This window comes from Burkholderia sp. SJZ089 (assembly GCF_007828315.1).
GTDB classification, from domain to species: domain Bacteria; phylum Pseudomonadota; class Gammaproteobacteria; order Burkholderiales; family Burkholderiaceae; genus Burkholderia; species Burkholderia gladioli.
The window spans coordinates 1-4,328 of the sequence record NZ_VIUM01000051.1 but is presented as its reverse complement, the minus strand read 5'-3'; the positions used below and the strand labels follow the sequence as shown (position 1 = coordinate 4,328).

Annotated in this window: 2 protein-coding genes; both read left to right on the top strand. The window is 62.1% G+C overall.

The genetic code is table 11. The features are described from left to right. The first annotated feature begins 201 nt into the window (after positions 1-201). Positions 202-2,280, top strand: coding sequence for a molybdopterin-dependent oxidoreductase (locus FB600_RS36905; RefSeq protein WP_145758308.1), 2,079 nt, complete (start codon positions 202-204; stop codon positions 2,278-2,280). A gap of 194 nt (positions 2,281-2,474) precedes the next feature. Continuing rightward, entirely contained in the window at positions 2,475-4,148 is a 1,674-nt protein-coding gene (locus FB600_RS36900) for a long-chain fatty acid--CoA ligase (protein WP_145758307.1), read from the top strand. Positions 4,149-4,328: the final 180 nt, after the last annotated feature.

The following is a 4,328-nucleotide window of genomic DNA, read 5'->3' as shown; positions in this document are numbered from 1 at the left end:
CACCCCTTCCCATCCCGAACAGGACCGTGAAACGACTCCACGCCGATGATAGTGCGGATTGCCCGTGTGAAAGTAGGTAATCGTCAGGCTTCCCTTCACGACAACCCCCGTTGCCCCAGGCAGCGGGGGTTTTGTCTTTTCCAGCTGCTGGATAGTAGCGCAGCGTAGAATCGCCACATTCGTCCGAATGTCGAGCGCTCCATGCACGCCCCCGTTGAATTCGCCCGTGCCGTCTGCCCGCACGATTGCCCTGACACATGCGCGCTTCGCGTTTCGATCGACGGCGAGGGCCGTGTCAGCAAGGTCAATGGCGACCCCGATCATCCACCGACACAAGGCGTGCTTTGCACCAAGGTCAGTCGCTACGCGGATCGAATCTATCATCGCGAGCGCCTGAATACGCCTCTGAAGCGAATCGGGCCGAAGGGCGAAGGGCGCTTCGAAGCGATCGGCTGGGACCAGGCGAATCGAATCGTAGCCGAGCGACTCGGTGAAATCGCGCGGCGCGCGCCGGAGGCGATCGTCCCTTACAGCTACGCGGGCACCATGGGCTTGATCCAGGGCGAAAGCCTCGCCCAGCGCTTCATGAATGTGCTTGGTGCCTCGCGTCTCGAGCGAACGATCTGTTCGTCGGCGGGGTCGGCCGGTTTGCGCTACACCTATGGCGCAAGCGTGGGCATGCATGTCGACTTCTTCGAGGAAAGCGAACTCATCCTGATCTGGGGCGCGAACCCCGTCGCCTCGAGCCTGCACTTCTGGACGCGAGCGCAGGAAGCAAAACGGCGCGGCGCTCGCCTGATCGCCATCGATCCCTATCGCTCGCTAACCGCGGACAAATGTCATCAACATATCGCGATTCGGCCTGGAACCGATGCTGCCTTCGCGCTCGGTATGATGCATGTACTGATCACGGAAGACCGGCTCGACCACGCCTATCTGCGCGACCACACACACGGTTTCGAAGAATTGAGGGCGCGGGCTCTGTCCTATCCGCCTACGCGCGTGGCCGAAATCTGCAGCGTATCCGAAGCGGAAATCATCGATCTTGCTCGCATCTACGGTCAAACCCGTAAATCGGCGATTCGCCTCAACTACGGGATGCAGCGAACCCGAGGCGGCGGCAATGCCACGCGGGCCATCGCGAGCTTGCCGGCGCTGACTGGTTCCTGGCGCGATCGTGCGGGCGGCTTGCTGATGTCGGCGTCGGATTGGGCGCCGGTGAATTCGGTGGCATTGGGCCGTCCCGATTTGCTGCCGGGTTGGCCGAACAAGCTGCCGAGATCAATCAATATGAACGCCATTGGCGACGCCTTGCTGCATCCCGGCGATGCCGATTTCGGTCCAAAAATCGAAGCGCTGATCGTCTACAACTCGAATCCGGTGGCGGTGGCCCCGGATTCGGTCAAGGTGGCGAGCGGATTCGCCCGAGAGGATCTCTTCACCGTGGTTCTGGAGCATTTCCAGACCGACACGGCTGATTATGCTGACCTCGTGCTACCGGCCACGATGCAACTCGAGCACCTCGATGTCCACAAGTCCTACGGCCACACCTATGTCATGGCCAACCTGCCGGCGATCGCGCCGATTGGTGAATCGAGGCCGAATACCGAAATCTTTCGCGGTTTCGCCCGCGCGATGGGACTGACCGAGTCCGCCCTATATGAAGACGACGAAACGCTTGCGCGCGTGTCCTTGCGCTGGGATGATCCGGCACTCGATTGCGATTGGGATACGCTGAAAGAGAAGGGGTGGCAAAAGCTGAAGCTGGCTGATGCGCCGTTTGCAAACGGTGGATTTCGCACGCCTTCCGGGAAATGCGAGTTCTATAGTGAGCGGCTCGCGCAAATGGGCCTCGACCCGATGCCCGACTATCTGCCGCCACACGAATCGCCGGATGGCGCCCCGGAGTTGGCAGCACGTTATCCGCTCGCGATGATCTCGCCGCCGGCGCGCCATTTCCTGAACAGCACTTTCGTCAACATCGAGAGCCTTCGAGCGACGGAGCGCGAACCCCATCTCGAACTGCATCCCGACGATGCTGCCGCGCGAGACATCGCCGAGGGCGATATGGTGCGCGTGTTCAACGACCGCGGTTCCATGCAGGCTCGCGCGATGATTACCGAGCGGGCGCGCCGTGGCCTCGTGGTTGGCCTGTCGATCTGGTGGAAGAAATTCGCGCCGGACGGCTGCAACGCCAACCAGGTGACGAGCCAGGCGTTGACCGACCTCGGCAACGCCGCGACTTTCTACGACTGCCTGGTCGAGGTCGCGCGCGCTTGATGGCAAGCAAGCGCAGGGCGCGCGTTCGATCTGCGGCGGAATCGTGGCGAAAGCGCGGTGAACGGGATGGAACACGAGCCAAGCCCGTCGCGGAAGTTGGAAAGGAGTGTCTAACCCGGTTGTTTCGAAGCAGCCGAGCGGCTAGGATGCGTTTTTAGCACGACCATTCGAAAATCAGTGAGGAGACGTGTTGCATGGACAAGATTTGGCTGAAATCGTACCCACCCGGCGTTCCGGCCGAAATCGATCCATCGCGTTATCCGACCGTACCCGACCTGCTCGATGAGAGTTTCCGCTCGTATCGCGACCGGGCCGCTTTCATCTGCATGGGCAAGTCGTTGAGCTATGGCGAACTCGATGCGATGTCGCGCAAGCTCGGCGCCTGGTTCCAGTCGCGCGGCCTCGCGCACGGCGCGCGCATCGCGATCATGATGCCGAACGTGCTCCAGTATCCCGTCGCGATTGCCGCCGTGCTGCGCGCCGGTTATACGGTGGTCAACGTCAATCCGCTCTACACGCCGCGCGAGCTTGAGCATCAGCTGACGGACAGCGGCGCTGAAGCGATCGTGATCCTCGAGAACTTCGCGGCCACCCTCCAGGCGGTGATCGACAAGACGGCGGTCAAGCATGTTGTCGTGGCGGCGATGGGCGATCTGCTCGGCTTGAAGGGCTTGATCGTCAACTACGTCGTGCGCAAGGCGAAGAAGATGGTGCCGGCCTGGCAACTGAAGTCCTTCACGCGCTTCAATGCCGCGTTGGCCGAGGGCGCGCGCCAGACATTCGCGGCGCCGAAGCTCGGCCCCGACGACGTCGCCTTCCTCCAGTACACGGGCGGCACGACCGGGGTCGCGAAGGGCGCGACGCTGTTGCAGCGAAACATCGTCGCCAATGTGCTGCAGTCGGAGGAGTGGCATGCGCCGGCCTATACCAAGGTGCCGGGCCTGTCGCAGTACATCACGGTCGCCGCGTTGCCGCTCTATCACGTGTTCGCGCTGACCGTCTGCGGCTTCCTGACCATGCGCACCGGCGGTACCGCGCTGCTGATCCCGAATCCGCGCGACATCGGCGGCATGTTCAAGGAGCTCAAGCGCTACTCGGTGTCGACCTTCCCGGCCGTCAACACGCTCTACAACGCGATGCTGAATCATCCCGATTTCGGCCAGCTCGACTTCTCGAAGCTGGCGGTCGCGAATGGCGGCGGCATGGCGATCCAGGAAAGCGTCGCGAAGCGCTGGTACGAGAAGACCGGCACGCCGATCGTCGAGGGTTACGGCCTGTCCGAAACTTCTCCCGTGGTCAGCTGCAATCCGGTGACCGCGACCGAGTACACCGGCACCATCGGCCTGCCCGTGTCGTCGACCGAAATCTCGATTCGCGACGACGACGGCAAGGAAGTCCCGCTCGGCCAGCCCGGCGAGATCTGCATCCGCGGCCCGCAGGTAATGGCGGGTTACTGGAATCGCCCCGACGAAACCGCCAAGGTCATGATGGCCGACGGCTTCTTCAAGTCCGGCGATATCGGTGTGATGGACGAGCGCGGCTACGTGAAGATCGTCGATCGCAAGAAGGACATGATCCTGGTCTCGGGCTTCAACGTCTATCCGAACGAGGTGGAGGACGTGGTGGCCTCGCATCCGGGCGTGTTCGAAGTCGCCGCGGTAGGTGTGCCCGACGAGCATTCTGGCGAGGCCGTGAAGCTGTTCGTGGTGAAGAAGGATCCGGCACTGACCGACCAGGATCTCATTGCCTACTGCAAGGAACGATTGACGGGCTACAAGCGGCCGCGCTTCATCGAATTCCGCACTGAATTGCCGAAGACCAACGTCGGCAAGATCCTGCGCCGCGAATTGCGCGACGGCAAGGTCTGATCCGGGCAGGCTTGCCACCTCGACGGGCGTCGCGTGAGCGGCGCCCGTTTTCGTTTGGAGGCCAGCCGATTGTGCGCGCCCAAAGTGGTGTCAAGTCCTGAAATAGGTTGACAGTGTTAGACGCTAGAACGCCCGATGCACCGCATCGGGCGTTTTGTATTTGAGGGCGCTATGTGGCCG

Bases quoted from the DNA above. Each gene is read 5' to 3' on its own strand.
- FB600_RS36900 (WP_145758307.1), top strand. From the start codon at position 2,475: ATGGACAAGATTTGGCTGAAATCGTACCCACCCGGCGTTCCGGCCGAA.
- FB600_RS36905 (WP_145758308.1), top strand. From the start codon at position 202: ATGCACGCCCCCGTTGAATTCGCCCGTGCCGTCTGCCCGCACGATTGC.